The organism is Citrobacter sp. Cb023, from assembly GCF_030336805.1.
Taxonomy (GTDB): domain Bacteria; phylum Pseudomonadota; class Gammaproteobacteria; order Enterobacterales; family Enterobacteriaceae; genus Citrobacter; species Citrobacter braakii.
The window spans coordinates 338,262-353,781 of sequence record NZ_JAOWCV010000040.1; the positions used below are offsets into that span (position 1 = coordinate 338,262).

Sequence of the window (15,520 nt, forward strand, 5' to 3'; positions counted from 1 at the left end):
AACTGTAAAATGGAAGACTTAACTCTGCGTTATTATGACGCGGAAATGCGTTATTTAAGGGAAGCGGCAAAAGAGTTTGCGCAGGCGCATCCGGATCGTGCAGCCATGCTGGATCTGGATAAAGCTGGTATTCCCGATCCCTATGTGGAGCGATTATTTGAAGGTTTTGCATTTTCGATGGGGCGATTGCGGGCCAAAATTGACGATCATCTTCCTGAATTTACCGAAGGTTTGATGAGTCTGCTGTGGCCTCATTATTTACGTACCATTCCTTCCTTAAGTATTGTCGAGCTTTTACCTGATATTGATGTGCTGAAAATGAGCGAGAGGATTAACGCGAGGTTTGGCGTATTGTCACAGCCCGTCGGTCCTAAAAAAACGGTATGTCAGTATCGTACTACGCAGCCCGTCACGCTCAATCCGCTGTCTGTCACGGCGGTGAATATCGATGCGGAACCTGACGGACGCTCGGTCATCCGTATGCGAATAAAGTGCAATCCACAGATGGACTGGTCGCAAACTGATCTGACGCGCCTCAGTTTTTACCTGAGTGGTGATGCGCCGGTGACCCATGCGCTGCACCTTGCTTTGACAAAGCGTCTGGCCTCTCTTTATCTGAGGCTCCCCAAAAGCGTAGAGCGTATTCGACTGGATGGTTACTTTTCACCTGGCGGATTTGCCAGTGAAGACAGTTTATGGCCAAAAGGCGATACGGCGTTTGGCGGCTGGCAATTATTGCTTGAGTATTTTACGTTCCGCGAAAAATTTATGTTTGTCCATCTTAACGGTCTGGAAAAGATAACGTTTCCTGCTGGTATAGATTGCTTTGAAATAGAGGTGGTACTGACTCAACAGTGGAATTCTGAGCTTCCTCTGGGGAGTGAAAATATTCGTCTTCATTGCGTTCCGGTGATTAATCTCTTCACTATGGAGGCCGATCCGCTGGTGGTTAATGGACTAGAAAGCGAATATTTGCTGCGTCCGCGCAGGTTGCAGGATGGGCATACGGAAATTTATGCAGTCGATGCGGTTTCAGGTTCACAGCGAACGCATAATGCCGTCTATGCTCCTTTCACCAGTTTTCGCCATAAGGGAGGCATGATGCGCCGTAACGCGCCAGAGCGTTATTACCATACTCGCGTCAGACGCGGCGTATCCGGATTATATGATACATGGTTGATCCTTGGAGGAGATGCCTGGGAGCGGGATCGTCTTGCCGAGCAGGAAACCTTGTCATTAAAAGTGACCGGAACAAACGGTCAACTACCCAGGCGAGCTTTGCAGAGTTCGTTGCTCAATCGCTGCGAGCAGATCCTCCAGACGCCGATTGCCGTGCGCAATCTGTGTAAGCCGACACTACCTGCTTATCCTCCCGCAGAGGATCGTTTTCACTGGCGAGTGTTGAGCCACCTGGGATCCAGCTTTCTGAATATGATGGCCAGCGCAGAAGTGCTCAAAGGAACGTTGTCCCTCTATAACTGGCAGGACGATGAGCTTAATTATCGTCGTCTGGATGCGATCATGGATGTTCAGCAACATGAAATACAGCGCTTTGAAAAAGGATTTTTACTCCGTGGTGTGGATATCGAAATAACGCTTGATGAGAACGGATTTACCGGTGAGGGCGATATTCATCTGTTTGGTGAAATGCTTAACCGCTTTTTTGCGTTGTATGCGGATATTCATTTATTTAATCAGCTTACTTTAATCATACAGCCGGCAGGGAAAAGCTTGCGATGGAAAGAGAATCACAATCAGCGACTACCCGGCTGCTAAATAGCCTTGGTGAAAACCTACCCCGTACTAATTTTTATCGTTTCTGCCAGTTGTTGGAACAGTGGAATCCACAAGCGCCAAGTCCTGGAAGCCAACAAAGTCCGCGCTTCGATACCATTCGTTTTCGTCCTCATCCCGGGATGGGGTTCCCGGCGGGGGAGCTAAAAAATGCAGAATATGATCCGCTACAATCCGTACTTCCACCAACGGTTCGTGTCACTTTTATGGGATTGTATGGCGTGGAATCGCCGCTGCCGACAACCTATCAGGATGATATTGCCCAGCGTCAGGAAGGTTCGGACGTTGCTGCTGAGTTTCTGGATATTTTTAACCATCGCTTAATTACGCAGTTTTATCGAATCTGGCGTAAATACAGCTATCCGGCGACCTTCCGCCCAGGCGCTACAGATGAAACATCACAATATTTACTGGGGTTGACCGGGTTGGGCATTCGGGGATGCGCCACGCAAACCGAGGCTCCGTTATCGCGTTTTTTGGCGCTGTTGGGAATCATGAGAATGCCAACGCGTACGGCGGAAGGTATATCCGCGCTGGTATCTTTATTATCGCCAACAACAAATATCACCGTGACTCCTCATGATAAGCGCTTAATCCTGCAGGATAAGCCGTTAAAAATGAGAACGCGGCAACCCGTTAGCCTCCATTCTCGCCCGGTGATGGGACATAGCGCTGTAGATATTAACAGCCAGGTGCTTATTACTCTTACAACGGATGTTCCCGATGAGGTTCGCGACTGGTTACCGGGCGGCCAGCTTTATCATGATTTTCTCGCGCTGATGCACGTGTATTTAGGCGCCAGAGTCAATGCAAGGCTGCAATTACGCATTCCTCGCTCGGCGCTTCCGGATGCTCAACTTACCAGTAACAAATGTGAACGGGCAGTACAGCTTGGCCGCACGGCCGTTTTGCGTCTGGATAACCCGGAAGCTAAGAATCAATTTATAACAATTAAACTTGGGCTTTGGCAGAGCCTTAGTCAACATGATCAGCGGAGGGAAGCCGATGAGACTGGCGATTATCGCTATTAATTTTGCCGTAATAACCGGAATGACCAGTGTGGTCACTGGATGTGGTCTGACACAAAAAGTAACTGAAGGCACGGTGTCATTAACGAAGTCTATTTTTTATAAGGAAGTTAAAACGCTGCATTTGGATCTTTCCGCCAGAGAAGGCGCTAATAAAAATGCGCAGGGCATAGCGCTTTCTACGGTTGTGCGTATTTACCAACTCAAAGATCGTAAAGCGTTTGACTCGGCTAATTATCAGTCTTTATTTGTGCAAGATAGCACGGTGGTGAAAACAGATTTACTGGCCCAGAAAGATGTTTTGATACGTCCTGGTGAAAGCGTAACTGTCGATATTCCACTCGAAAAGGAAGCGCAATATGTTGCCGTGGCGGGGATGTTTATTTCTCCCGATCAATCTGAAGATTCATGGCGCGTGGTATTACGCCGTGAAGATCTCGATCCTGATAAGGCGCGTGTGCTTGAATTAAATACCCGGACTCTGGCACTCCTGGCGCAGGAGGATGAGTAATGGTCAAGCAGCCGTCTCTTTATGACATCTTACTGGGTAATTTTTCCGGTGGTTTCCCTTTGCACTCGGTCAGTGAAAACACGCAGGTCATCTTATCCGTCCTGGATAATATGCAGCGCATTTTGAATACTCGTGCCGGTAGCCTCAAACATTTACCCGATTACGGTCTGCCGGATATGACCAAAATCCTCCAGGGAATGCCAGGTACGGCACATCAGCTTATCAGCACGCTTTCTCAGGTTTTGTTGAAGTATGAACCGCGGCTAAAAGGTATTCAGGTAACGATGCAGGAGCAGGAAACGCCGGGGCATTTGCGTTATTCCATTGATGCTGAACTGCAAGACCTTGGCATTGTTCGCTATGGTACTGATTTTACCCCTGAGGGGCGGGTTCTTATCCGTCACCTTAAGAGGCAGGGTTGGCTTGAGACTGGAGTGTACTGACATGGATAAGTATCGCATCAGCACCGGTGGTGACCCGCGTGCTTTCACGGAGTTCGGGTTGTTACGCGATGAAATCAGCAAGCTGACTCACCCCGCGCGCCCGGACGTTGACTGGCAAAAAGTTGAACAGTTAAGCCTGGCATTGTTTCGTCATAACGGCGTCGAACTGCAAACACTGTCCTGGTACACCGTCGCCAGAATACGGAATGCGGGACTGGTGGGACTTGCCGAATGCGCGGAACTCCTGGAGGCCTTACTGACGCACCACTGGAATGCAATATGGCCACAGCAAACTCATGCCCGCGTTGAGATCCTGGCATGGCTGTCTGTTCGCTTACAGCAAGAATTGCGTACGTTAACGCTGTCATATACTGATTTATCCATGGTGTATCGGGTTGAACAGAGTTTAAAACATGCCTGCGAAGTGCTGCAACGGCTTGAGTTGAAAGTGCTTAGTAAACTGGAGGCTGTCGTGACCTGGATGCACAATGCAGCTTTGCGTCTGGAGAAATCCGAACCCGATTCGGGATCGGCCATTGTGATGATACCGGCTTCAGATGCAACAAATAACGTTGTGACGTCTTTGCCACAACTGGTCTTTGTGGTTAATGAGCCAGCGTCGTCCGGGCAATCGAGCGCAGCGGTTTTAGCGACCAAAATCGATCATGGAACCCGACGCATGTGGCTGGGGTTTGCTATCGGTGTCATGGTTACAGCAGTGGTGAGTACCGGCGCTTTTCTTGCTATCAACCCTATGCGAGCCGACGGATATGAACTGGTTAAGCCATTGCCACAGGTGCCGACGCCTGAACAATTGTCCACATTGAAGCAGTCCTCAGATTTGCAGGGGAAGAAGCAAGATATAATTGCTGCAACGCAAGAGCAATTGGACGTTTTACATCGCTTGTCACCTTTGTGGTCGCGGGAATACGCTGCATCATTAGCGCAGCAGTTAGTCACTCTGTGGCCGGAAGAATCGCAGACGACAGTAATCGCGAGCAGCTTACAGAAACAGTTAACTACGGAAGCGTTGCCGGAAAGTGCTCTGCAAAACTGGCATCATGCCCAGCAGGGGCTGGAAGCGTTAACCGCCCAGCTAAATGCGCTTGATGAACGCAAGGGTAAATATCTGACGGGGTCGGAGTTGAAATCAGCCATTTTCACTATCCGCCGCCAGCTTGACCAAACGCCGCCGACAGAAGAATTGTTGCGTCAAATCGATGAGGAATTAAAAAAACAGGGGAGTGTGTCACCCGCTTTGTATCAGCAGCTCGATATACGGCTTAACCAGCTTCTTAATCGTTATACGCTGCTGAAACAAAATGCCATTCGAGGGCGGTAGCACTGGAAATAAGCCAGCCAAAGATCATCAACTGATTCAGTTGGTTATATAAAATTGGTTGATGATCTCCGCTATAAAATCATGAAAAATTAATAATATTTATCAGGAATTATCACTGAGTGCCCTAAAAGGTTAACGCCAGGATCTCTATCGGGACCTCTATAGTGCACACTGCCCATCACTGCACCCTGATGCCATAGACGCGTCCTCGGAAACAGACAACGACTCATTTAATAACGCCCCGATTTCTGCTCCCAGCGCGAGGTCGTCTACCTGACCAAAATATTGCTGGCGTAGGTATCCCTGCTGATCAATTAACGTCAACGTAGGTGTACCGCGCATAGCGTAGGACAGCATGGTCTGGGGGACATCATTGTCAGGAGACGGCATATCCACCCCGACGGGGAAAGGGATGCGGTATTCTGATAGAAAGGTTTCCAGTGCCTGTGCGGTCATTACCTCATGATGTTCAAAAACCGTATGTAGGCCAATAACGGCCACCTTATCCGGTGGAAAAGTGGCGTACACACGTGAAACCTGCGGCAGTCCATGGGAAACACAGCCAGGACACAGCATCTGAAATGATTCCATTACCACGACCTTGCCGCGTAATGATTCCAGGGTTATCGGCTGTGATGTATTAAACCAGCGTTCAATTGTCAATGTTGGTGCTCGCGGATGGCGAATGATATTCATGTTAACTCCAGAACCCGCACTGTGGTGCGGGTTAATTTCTGTTACTGGTTTACTTTCCCCGGCAGCGTCAGCTTGCCAGAGGCCACTTTAAATACATCCTCGACGCAAAGTAGCGGCGCATGAACGGATGCATTAACTCGTAGCCCGGCAGTTACGCCATCAAACTGGCTGGCAGTGACCACGCCAATATTATCGAACGGAACTTTCACTTCTACAGTTTCACCTGTCAGCGTAGGATTCCAGCCCGGACTGTCCAACAATACCGGCAAGCCAGGCCAGGTTTTTGGCAGCCTGGGTTTTTGTCCCTCAGGAATATCAACTACGGCCAGTGCGCCAGGCCCGCAGACCTCGTTAGGCTTCAGCACCACCCAGTGGGTATGCCACAGATCGCCATCATTGTTGCGGTTACCATCGCCATTTTCATCATACAGCGGCGTATCATCCAGATCAGGATGGGATGTTACCGCCAGAGCCAGGATACCGGCCTTATGTTCAAATCCCACTTCATACGGATCGATCGTTGTCGGCCAGACATAAGAGAAAATTTCCGTTCCCGCCAGCTTACCTGTTACTGCAGGCTTACTTTTACCTGCCTTGCCGGAAACTGCCATATGGAAGGTGGCAACATTCCCTTCGGTAGTGACTTTCGTGTGCACAATATCAAACTCAGCCAATACAGCCTTGTCGGCGCTGGTTTTAATACCGCCCTGATGAGGCTCATTGCCATGTGCACCGGCAGAGGTGGCTACAGCCATTGCTAATACAATCGCAATACGTTTCATTTTTATCCTTAAAGCAGATCTTTAATAAACGCACCAAAGTTGATGTGAAGCGGGATACCGCCATCCAGTACCAGGGCTGGAACAGATTGCACACCAGCTTCGATGGCCTCATTCAGTCGGGTTTTATCATTTCCGAGATGAACGATTTCTACCGTGTATTGAGCGGGATCGAGTGCCAGTGCGATTTGGTGTTCTGCATCTACGCATACCGGGCAACCTGCATGAAAGAAAACGGCTGTTTTACTCATGATGACTTTCCTTGTGTAATATCAAATGGTATCGAATCGATACCATTTGATATTACACACACACTGAAAATATTGTCAATATGGTTTTGAATCGATACTATTGATGACAGTAAATCCCTATCGTTAGAAAGTCTGGACGTTTGTTTATCCAGCACGTATCCCGGCAAGCAGAGGCAGGTAACTGTGACACTCTTTGATATTCTTGAACGCCTGGTGAGCCTGCAAATGGGCAGCTTTTATCGCCATCCGCAACTGAAAGGACTCCCCACAACATGGGTTCAGATTCTTTTCTATTTAACGCGATGCAATGGTTATTCCAATACGCCCGCTGCAACCACGGAATACCTCGGGCTGACTAAAGGCACGGTATCGCAGTCCCTGAATAAACTAGAGCGTGAAGGTTGGATTAGAAGAGAAAATGACGGTAAGGATAAACGGGTTGTCCATCTGATTCTGACATCCAAAGCGAGTGAAGTGATGCATAGCATCATGCAGGAGACACTGCAGGAGCCGTGGGATTCATTAGCTTTTTCTGAGGAACAGCTGAAAACAGTTTTTCTGGCCCATCTTCGGAGTATGCAGAAAAATCAGGGGGCCAGAATGTTTGGTGAGTGCCGTTTTTGCCGTTTTCATCAGTCGATAAATGGGCATCCCTGGTGTGGTCTAACAGAAGAGCCGATTCCCATGGAAAGTATCACATTAATTTGTCGTGAATTTGAGGAGCCGGAAAATAGTTGCAGCGTTAGCGCTCAGAATGAGAGAAAGGGCTAGATACTGGCTTTTGAACGGGTAAAGTGCGGACATAAAAAAATCCAGAAAATGGTATGCGCATTCTCTGGATTTTGTAGTGGAACACTGAATTTGGCCACCTGAACATAGGTGATATGCTCACTCTGCCACGTGTTCGGGGTTCATCGCAGCAGTTAACCCCCCTGAAAAACCAGACGGCAGACGGGCTGTATTACGCCGTCAGGTTCTGGCGTTGCATAACATCAACCATGTTTTGCTGGCGCAAGAAGTATCGTGACCATGGCAACGCTGAGAGGCTTCCGGATGAGGGCAAGCTGATTGCACCGATTGAATTTCTTGTGACTGGCGATTTGTCATCGTGTATGGCGCTTTCCTTACCCGTGCCAGACTCCCGGAGTCTGCTTCAGTGTTTAACACGCAGCAATTTACTAAGCAGAATAAATATGAATGATTTAACCCTGCATTATTATGACGCTGAAAACGCCACCGACAGAAGAATTGTTGCGTCAAATCGATGAGGAATTAAAAAAACAGGGGAGTGTATCACCCGCTTTGTATCAGCAGCTCGATATGCGGCTTAACCAGCTTCTTAATCGTTATACGCTGCTGAAACAAAATGCCATTCGAGGGCGGTAGCACTGGAAATAAGCCAGCCAAAGATCATCAACTGAGTCAGACGTTTATATTAACTTAGTTAATGATCTTCGTTATAAAATCATGCAAAAGAGTCAGCGCTTTCGCTGATTCAGGCGGATTGTATGCCTTATTATAAGGATCGCAAAATCCGTGACGGCTGTTGAGTATATGAAACGATACTAGTGGATACTGACGGAGTTTATGCTGGAGAAAGTAAGGATCATAGGCTTCTTCATATTTCGCCTGGATAACCAGTGTTGGGCTGTTGGGCATTATATCAGTATAATCACGTATACGGCTTCCGTAGAAACTGACGATACCATCGCATTGTGTATTCTCCGAACAAAGCCATGCTAATGTCCCTCCAACACTGAATCCGACGATTATTATTTTTTTATAATGATCACGTATTCTTATCAGTAAATCGAAGATCATTGATGTATCGAATCCGCAGAACTTCATGAAATAATCGTATGCCTGGCTATGTTGATCGTATGAGAAAGGTTCTTCGCGGTTCAAAAAATTGGGGCAATATACATCAAGTCCTGAATTGTGCAGTTCTTTACATACTTGCTTGATATGATTATTCAATCCATAAATTTCATGTAAAACTATCACAGCATTTTCATTTTTAGATAATAGAGTATACATCAACTGTCTCCCGTAGTTTTTAACTATCTATTCTAATAATAAAGTTTGTCAAGGGTTATCACCGGGCGTAAATTTTACAACCTCTCTGAAAATCTCGTTGCCAAGAATCTCGAGCTGATTCATTACCTCATCACTGGCCTGTTCCATTCTTTTTAACGCCAGGGACATATGCTCATGGTCGCCAGAAATCGAATACTCGATTGCAAGAACGCCGGAGTTATGTAACATCTGGTGAGGGTCCTCCAGATTTTTAAATCCCGTTAAATGAGCGAAACATCTTCCAGTATCACCGTAATACCATTTCCCCAATCTGCACTGACTATATGATGTCAACGTATCATCTAATTTATTCTCGGTAAGTTTTTTATATAGATCTATTTTCCAAATAACATGATCCATTTTAATGATACTTAAAAATAGTAAATTTGATATGTAGTCAATAATTGCCTTCATTGCGGCTGATTTTTCAATTACACTTTTAATAGAAAAAACAACTTCATTCATATGCTGAGTGATTTTCGTGATTATTGCTAGCTGTGCTTCGATGGATGTATCAACCGTAGAACCATTATTCTGGAGGATTTCCGTTTGCAAAAATATATGGTTAGTGCACATTTTAACATTTTCAGCTAGTTGTCTAACCTCTTTAGATATAACGCTAAATCCTCTTCCCGCCTCACCTACTCGGGCAGCTTCAATCGCTGAATTTATTGCGATTAGATTTGTATGATTGGCAATTTTTTGTATGTCTTTAATTGCATCATTAATTTCAGTCAGTGATAACTTCAGATGAGTCATTTGTTTTTGAATTTCTGCTGATTCTTTGCCTGCCTCATTGATCTCAATAACGAGTGATTCAAGGGAATGCATTGCTTTATTATTTTGTGCGTTTAGTTCTGTTATTTTATCTTTTTCTGTATTTAATTGTTCATGAGTTGAAATTAATGATGTTCTGATCAGGTTGAGTGTTGATATGCCAGAAGTGAAATGATGGCAGATGATTTTATTGTAGTTTTCTGCTTTTTGTTCAGCGATGGGGGTGTCAGCTTCGATGAGGTCGGAAGAAGTGTTGTAATTATAGTTACTATTTCTTTTAACTATCTTAGCGATAATTTTCCTGATCATCTTATCAATCCTTTTTCGATAATAGGTTTAAGAAAATAATGGTTTAATAGTTTATCGCCTATGTTATAGATTACGTCAATATATTTTTAATTAGTATTATTTGATGTATTATAATTTCTTGATAATTGTTTTGTTGAATTATTTTACAGAAATGGCCTGGTGTTTTTTAAATGCGCGTGTTATCTATTAAGATAAGGATTATACTTCAGTTGAACACTACAGATAATGATGTTTCAGTGTATTAAAATCTCCATCTGTTAGTTTTATATTTTAGCTTAACCTAAATATTCCTGTGATATCACTCTCCAGCCTGGATGTGTAGTTGGATTACATCATTTATGTGTGCATTGAAAAATTCAGAGAGTGGTTAGATGTATCACTATATATCGAGTACATGACCAAAATTGAGAATGTGATAACCGCCGGTTAAAATGCAACATTATTAATGTATTTATAATAACAGCGGTGCCCGGATCCGGACTAACGCAGCAGGCGGTGAACAACGCGCTTGTCGCGCTGGCCCCGCAGGGGTGAGCCGCTGGAGACGAATAATCGAACGGAGCTTGATGGAGAGTCCGTTTCTCCAAAAGCAAAAACCCGCCTCTAGGGCGGGTTCTTTAAATAGTGGTGCCCGGACTCGGAATCGAACCAAGGACACGGGGATTTTCAATCCCCTGCTCTACCGACTGAGCTATCCGGGCAACGAGGCGCATTAAACCCGATTCGCTTCGCTTCGTCAACGAAATTTCTTCAAATCAATGCAGACTGCACAATCTATCACCACATTGCTGCTAATGCACGCATTCTCAGCCAAAAAATGCCGTCCAGGCGGCGGAAAGCGGCATTGCCAGCAGCAGGGCAGGAAGCATATTCACAACCGCAAACATCTTGATGCCGCAAATACGCAAACCGGTTGCCAGCAGCAATAGACCGCCTACGGCGCTGAAATCGGCCATCATAGCTGGCGTCGTCAGGGGTAAAATCAGTGCTGCACAGGTGGCAAGCGTTAACTGGATTGCCAGCATCGGCATGCAAATGGCGGATACCGCGATTCCTAATGAGCAGGCAAAAATGATGGCCGTGAAGAAATCCAAAAATGACTTGGCGATTAAAATATTCGGGTCGCCGGTCATCCCTTCATGTATCGCACCGAAGATCCCGGTACCGCTGGCGCAAAACAGCACAATGATAGCCACATAGCTTTGAATAAAGGATTCGTGCGTTACGTTGGCGTCCGAGCGGGTGAAAAGCTGCTGCGCTTTGGCTACCGCAGCATTGATCCCTTTTTCCAGATGACAAAACTCGCCAATTAACGCGCCGACGAGCGTTGCCAGAACCATCACCGGTAGATTGGCGCATTTGATAACCAGCAAGATACCAATCCCTAACGAGGCCAGCCCGAAAATAGAGGTCATGGAGACCCGAATGCGTTCTGGTATATGCTGGCTGAGCAGCGCGCCGAGAATGCCACCAAATAAAATAGCGCTGGCATTAATAAAGGGTCCGATTACCACATTTGCTCCTGCTTACCCATCATCGTCTTGATACTAAAGGCAATTAGCTGGGTGAAATTATGTTTCAGATTGCATTATTATGCCGCAACTTTCAGACGAAATACTGGCTTATCTGTAAGGTTTTCGCACAGGATTTTATCTTGCGCCTGTAAGTGAAAGGTGCCATGATTGCGCGAATTTTCTTCTGTCTGAATGGGGCTGCCTGGGATGATATTACTCCCCCTACATCGCCTTCAACATCGCCTTTTTGCGCGACGTTTGCCCCTTCCCGCGACTTATCTTTACGCTCCCACCATGCGGTGAGGGCAGCGCACGCTCACTGCAGGATAACAGTAAAATCAGAGGCTATCTGCTTTTACTGATGTCTGGCGGGCGGGGCTGGTAACCAGTTTGACCTGTCATTTCGTGGGCAAAGCCATGCGGCGTTGTCCGGGACTTTTGATTTTCCCGAAACGGGTTATTGCGCTTATGAAATCAATGAAAATTGCCGCCAGTAGTGAACTGGTTTCTCGTCTGTCCAGCCATCGTCAGGTGGTGTCGCTGGACAGTACTGATTTTACTGACGTTGCGGCAGTCGTCATTACCGTTGCGGACAGCCGCAGTGGGATCCTGGCTTTGCTGAAACGCACCGGTTTTCATCTACCTGTGTTTCTGTTCGCAGAGTCTGATGTTGATATGCCTGCGGGCGTTAATGCGGTAATTCGCGGTCAGGCTCAGGACTGGCTGGAGCTGGAATCTGCTGCCTGTCAGTATGAGGAAGAGCTGCTGCCGCCGTTCTATGACACGCTTACCCAGTATGTCGAAATGGGGAACAGCACGTTTGCCTGCCCGGGACACCAACACGGTGAGTTTTTTAAGAAGCATCCTGCGGGCCGACATTTCTATGAGTTCTTTGGTGAGAATCTGTTTCGCGCGGATATGTGCAACGCTGACGTTAAGCTTGGCGATCTGTTGATTCATGAAGGATCAGCGAAACATGCGCAGAAATTTGCCGCGAAAGTTTTCCACGCGGATAAAACCTACTTTGTGCTGAATGGGACCTCTGCGGCCAATAAAGTGGTCACCAATGCGCTGCTGACGCGCGGCGATCTGGTGCTGTTTGACCGCAATAATCATAAATCGAACCACCACGGGGCGCTGATCCAGGCGGGTGCTACGCCGGTTTATCTGGAAGCGGCGCGTAATCCGTTTGGCTTTATTGGCGGCATTGATGAGCACTGCTTTGATGAGGAGTATCTGCGCCAGCAACTTCGAGAAGTTGCGCCGCAAAAGGCTGATCAACCGCGCCCGTTCCGTCTGGCGATCATTCAGTTGGGTACCTATGACGGTACGATCTACAACGCCCGGCAGGTGATCGACAAGATCGGTCACCTGTGCGATTACATCCTGTTTGATTCCGCATGGGTCGGTTACGAGCAATTTATCCCGATGATGGCCGATGGGTCGCCGCTGCTGCTAGAGCTCAATGCTAACGATCCGGGGATCTTTGTCACTCAGTCGGTACACAAACAGCAGGCCGGATTCTCGCAAACCTCGCAGATCCATAAAAAGGATAACCATATTCGCGGCCAGGCGCGGTTCTGCCCGCATAAGCGTCTGAACAATGCGTTTATGCTGCATGCTTCCACCAGCCCGTTTTACCCGCTGTTTGCGGCGCTGGACGTTAACGCCAAAATCCATGAAGGCGAGAGCGGCCGTCGGCTATGGGCGGAATGTGTGATGCTGGGGATCGAGGCCCGCAAAGCGATTATTACCCGCTGTAAGCTGCTTCAACCGTTTATTCCTCCGATAGTGGATGGCAAACCGTGGGAAAGCTATCCGACACAGGTGATTGCCAGCGAGCGTCGCTTCTTTAGCTTTGAACCTGGTGCTAAATGGCATGGTTTTTCTGGATATGCACGCGACCAGTATTTTGTCGATCCCTGCAAACTGCTGTTAACCACTCCGGGCATTGATGCGCAAACCGGGCAATATACTGAGTTTGGTATTCCGGCGACGATTTTGGCGCATTATCTGCGTGAAAACGGTATCGTGCCGGAGAAATGCGACCTTAACTCGATTCTGTTCCTGCTGACCCCGGCAGAAAGCGCTGAGAAACTGGCGCAACTGGTCGCGATGCTGGCGCAGTTTGAACAACATATTGAAGACGATACGCCGCTGGCAAACGTGCTGCCCACCATCTTCAACAAGTATCCGGTACGTTACCGGGATTACACGCTGCGTGAACTGTGTCAGGAGATGCACTCACTGTACGTCAGCTTTGATGTGAAAGATCTGCAAAAAGCGATGTTCCGTCAGGAGAGTTTACCTACCGTGGCGATGAACCCGCAGGATGCTAACAGCGCCTTTATCCGCGGTGATGTTGAACTGGTGCGTATTTGTGATGCCGCTGGTCGCATTGCGGCAGAAGGCGCGCTGCCTTATCCTCCGGGCGTCCTGTGCGTGGTACCGGGCGAAGTATGGGGCGGGGCGGTGCAACGTTACTTCCTGGCATTGGAAGAGGGCATAAACCTGCTGCCGGGCTTCTCGCCGGAGCTGCAAGGGGTTTACAGTGAAACGGATGCAGACGGTATTAAACGTCTGTATGGATATGTTCTGAAGTAAGCGTCATCTGACCAAATAGGGCCACCATCAGGTGACCCTATTTAATCAATAAAGATTAGTGCGCGATAGTCTGGGCGCCTGCCGGAACGCGTACGTGTTTGTATTTAAACAGCGCAACGAAGGCAAAAGCCAGAACCAGCGAGTAACCTGCGAAGATCAGCCACACGGTCTGCCAATCGGTAATACCGTTCAGCGTATAGTGTTCAACTACTTTACCGCTCACCAGACCGCCCAGAATACAACCGAAGCCGTTGGTCATCATCAGGAACATGCCTTGTGCGCTGGCGCGGATTTCAGGGCGAACTTCTTTCTCTACAAACACGGAGCCAGAGATGTTGAAGAAGTCGAAGGCGCAGCCGTAAACAATCATCGACAGAACCAGCAGCACGGTACCGAACGGTGTTGGATCGCCGTAGGCAAACAGGCCAAAGCGCAGCATCCACGCCACGATACTGATAAGCATCACGTTCTTAATACCGTAACGGCTTAAGAAGAACGGGATGGTCAGGATAAACAGCGTCTCGGAGATCTGCGAAATCGACATCATCACTGACGCGTGTTCAACGATGAAGCTGCCGGAGAACAGCGGATTGTTATCGAAGCTGTGCAGGAAGGTATTACCGAACATATTGGTAATTTGCAGCTCTGCGCCCAGCATCATAGAGAAGATGAAGAAAATCGCCATACGCTTGTTTTTAAATAGCGCGAAGGCATCCAGGCCCAACATGGAAGACCAGCTCTGGTTTTTCTGCTGATTGGCGACCGGGATATGCGGCAGCGTCAGGGTAAACAGCGCCAATACGACGGACAGCGTCGCGCCGATATACAGCTGCATATGGCTCAGTTCAAAGCCGGAGAAGCTTACCGCCCACATCGCCAGAATAAAGCCGATGGTGCCCCAGATACGGATTGGCGGGAAGTCTGTAACAATATCCATCCCGGCTGATTGCAGGCGATAGTAAGAGATGGTGTTGATTAACCCCAACGTTGGCATATAGGCCAGGGAGTTAAGCAAGATCACAAAGAACATGGCGCCTGGCGTGGTGACTTCCGCTGCGGCGAACAGCGTTGCTGCGCCGACCAGGTGACAAATGGTGTACACCCATTTCGCACTGATCCATTTGTCAGCCACGATCCCTAACAGCGTAGGCATAAACACGGCGGCGATCCCCAGCGAGCTGTACACCGCGCCAATGGATGCACCATCAAATTTAAGGGTGACAAACATATAGGAGCCGAGGGTAGTGAGCCAACTACCCCATAAGCAGAACTGCAGAAACGAGAGAACTTTCAGCTGCAGCTTAAGATTCATGTTAATTTCCTCACACCGTAATGCGGATGAATGTTTTAAAAGGCACATTTGCCGTGGCTATATGATGTGATTCTATCAACGAGA

Annotated in this window: 15 protein-coding genes, 1 tRNA gene and 1 pseudogene; 9 read left to right on the forward strand and 8 right to left on the reverse strand. The window is 47.8% G+C overall.

Annotation, left to right across the window (positions count from 1 at the left end):
• Positions 1-9: 9 nt before the first annotated feature.
• Genes tssF through OGW44_RS22500 form a run of 5 tightly spaced genes read left to right on the forward strand, consistent with a single transcriptional unit; the run spans position 10 to position 5,118 of the window.
• Positions 10-1,776: a type VI secretion system baseplate subunit TssF gene (gene tssF, locus OGW44_RS22480; RefSeq protein WP_185654433.1), complete on the forward strand. Its 1,767-nt coding sequence runs from the start codon at positions 10-12 to the stop codon at positions 1,774-1,776.
• Complete coding sequence (tssG, locus tag OGW44_RS22485) at positions 1,737-2,825, forward strand: type VI secretion system baseplate subunit TssG (RefSeq protein ID WP_185654434.1); 1,089 nt, start codon at positions 1,737-1,739, stop codon at positions 2,823-2,825. The genes tssF and tssG overlap by 40 nt, the downstream gene beginning before the upstream one ends.
• Positions 2,800-3,333, forward strand: a complete 534-nt coding sequence (tssJ, locus tag OGW44_RS22490) for a type VI secretion system lipoprotein TssJ (RefSeq protein WP_185654435.1) — start codon at positions 2,800-2,802, stop codon at positions 3,331-3,333. The genes tssG and tssJ overlap by 26 nt, the downstream gene beginning before the upstream one ends.
• A complete protein-coding gene (gene tssE / locus OGW44_RS22495) occupies positions 3,333-3,776 on the forward strand; it encodes a type VI secretion system baseplate subunit TssE (RefSeq protein WP_047414982.1) in 444 nt (147 codons plus the stop codon). Before tssJ ends, tssE begins: the two co-directional genes overlap by 1 nt.
• A 1-nt stretch (position 3,777) precedes the next feature.
• Entirely contained in the window at positions 3,778-5,118 is a 1,341-nt protein-coding gene (locus OGW44_RS22500; RefSeq protein WP_185654436.1) for a VasL domain-containing protein, read from the forward strand.
• 159 nt (positions 5,119-5,277) lie between these two features.
• Here the strand turns inward: OGW44_RS22500 and OGW44_RS22505 are convergent, their stop codons facing one another.
• From OGW44_RS22505 to OGW44_RS22515, 3 genes are read right to left on the reverse strand one after another with little or no spacing between them, the layout of a single operon-like run.
• On the reverse strand, positions 5,278-5,814 hold the full coding sequence (locus tag OGW44_RS22505; protein ID WP_049268885.1) for a redoxin domain-containing protein: 537 nt from the start codon (positions 5,812-5,814) through the stop codon (positions 5,278-5,280).
• A 41-nt stretch (positions 5,815-5,855) separates the two neighbouring features.
• Positions 5,856-6,596, reverse strand: a complete 741-nt coding sequence (locus OGW44_RS22510) for a hypothetical protein (protein ID WP_049268884.1) — start codon at positions 6,594-6,596, stop codon at positions 5,856-5,858.
• Between the two features lie 8 nt (positions 6,597-6,604).
• Positions 6,605-6,844 (reverse strand): thioredoxin domain-containing protein, encoded by a 240-nt coding sequence (locus OGW44_RS22515; RefSeq protein ID WP_016154483.1) that lies wholly within the window; start codon positions 6,842-6,844, stop codon positions 6,605-6,607.
• Between the two features lie 183 nt (positions 6,845-7,027).
• On the opposite strand from OGW44_RS22515, the gene OGW44_RS22520 reads away from it, so the two are divergent.
• The 3 genes and pseudogenes from OGW44_RS22520 (at position 7,028) to OGW44_RS22530 (ending at position 8,230) form a co-directional block, all read left to right on the forward strand.
• On the forward strand, positions 7,028-7,615 hold the full coding sequence (locus tag OGW44_RS22520) for a MarR family winged helix-turn-helix transcriptional regulator (protein ID WP_049268881.1): 588 nt from the start codon (positions 7,028-7,030) through the stop codon (positions 7,613-7,615).
• A gap of 111 nt (positions 7,616-7,726) precedes the next feature.
• Positions 7,727-7,900, forward strand: a pseudogene (locus OGW44_RS22525) (IS3 family transposase); the annotation flags it as partial.
• A gap of 162 nt (positions 7,901-8,062) precedes the next feature.
• Positions 8,063-8,230, forward strand: coding sequence for a VasL domain-containing protein (locus tag OGW44_RS22530; protein ID WP_019077655.1), 168 nt, complete (start codon positions 8,063-8,065; stop codon positions 8,228-8,230).
• A gap of 54 nt (positions 8,231-8,284) precedes the next feature.
• Here OGW44_RS22530 and OGW44_RS22535 read toward each other — a convergent pair whose 3' ends face one another.
• The 4 genes from OGW44_RS22535 to OGW44_RS22550 form a co-directional block, all read right to left on the reverse strand.
• On the reverse strand, positions 8,285-8,881 hold the full coding sequence (locus tag OGW44_RS22535; protein WP_101700269.1) for a dienelactone hydrolase family protein: 597 nt from the start codon (positions 8,879-8,881) through the stop codon (positions 8,285-8,287).
• A 48-nt stretch (positions 8,882-8,929) separates the two neighbouring features.
• On the reverse strand, positions 8,930-10,006 hold the full coding sequence (locus OGW44_RS22540) for a methyl-accepting chemotaxis protein (protein WP_137380011.1): 1,077 nt from the start codon (positions 10,004-10,006) through the stop codon (positions 8,930-8,932).
• 625 nt (positions 10,007-10,631) lie between these two features.
• A tRNA-Phe gene (locus tag OGW44_RS22545) sits at positions 10,632-10,707 on the reverse strand.
• Between the two features lie 105 nt (positions 10,708-10,812).
• Complete coding sequence (locus OGW44_RS22550) at positions 10,813-11,520, reverse strand: DUF554 domain-containing protein (RefSeq protein ID WP_016157451.1); 708 nt, start codon at positions 11,518-11,520, stop codon at positions 10,813-10,815.
• Between the two features lie 468 nt (positions 11,521-11,988).
• Between OGW44_RS22550 and OGW44_RS22555 the strand changes: the two genes are divergently transcribed.
• The gene (locus OGW44_RS22555; RefSeq protein WP_185654437.1) at positions 11,989-14,124 is read left to right on the forward strand and encodes an ornithine decarboxylase; all 2,136 of its coding nucleotides are present in this window, start codon (positions 11,989-11,991) and stop codon (positions 14,122-14,124) included.
• A 55-nt stretch (positions 14,125-14,179) separates the two neighbouring features.
• On the opposite strand, the gene OGW44_RS22560 is transcribed toward OGW44_RS22555, so the two are convergent.
• Positions 14,180-15,436: a nucleoside permease gene (locus OGW44_RS22560; protein ID WP_016157449.1), complete on the reverse strand. Its 1,257-nt coding sequence runs from the start codon at positions 15,434-15,436 to the stop codon at positions 14,180-14,182.
• Between the last annotated feature and the right edge of the window lie 84 nt (positions 15,437-15,520).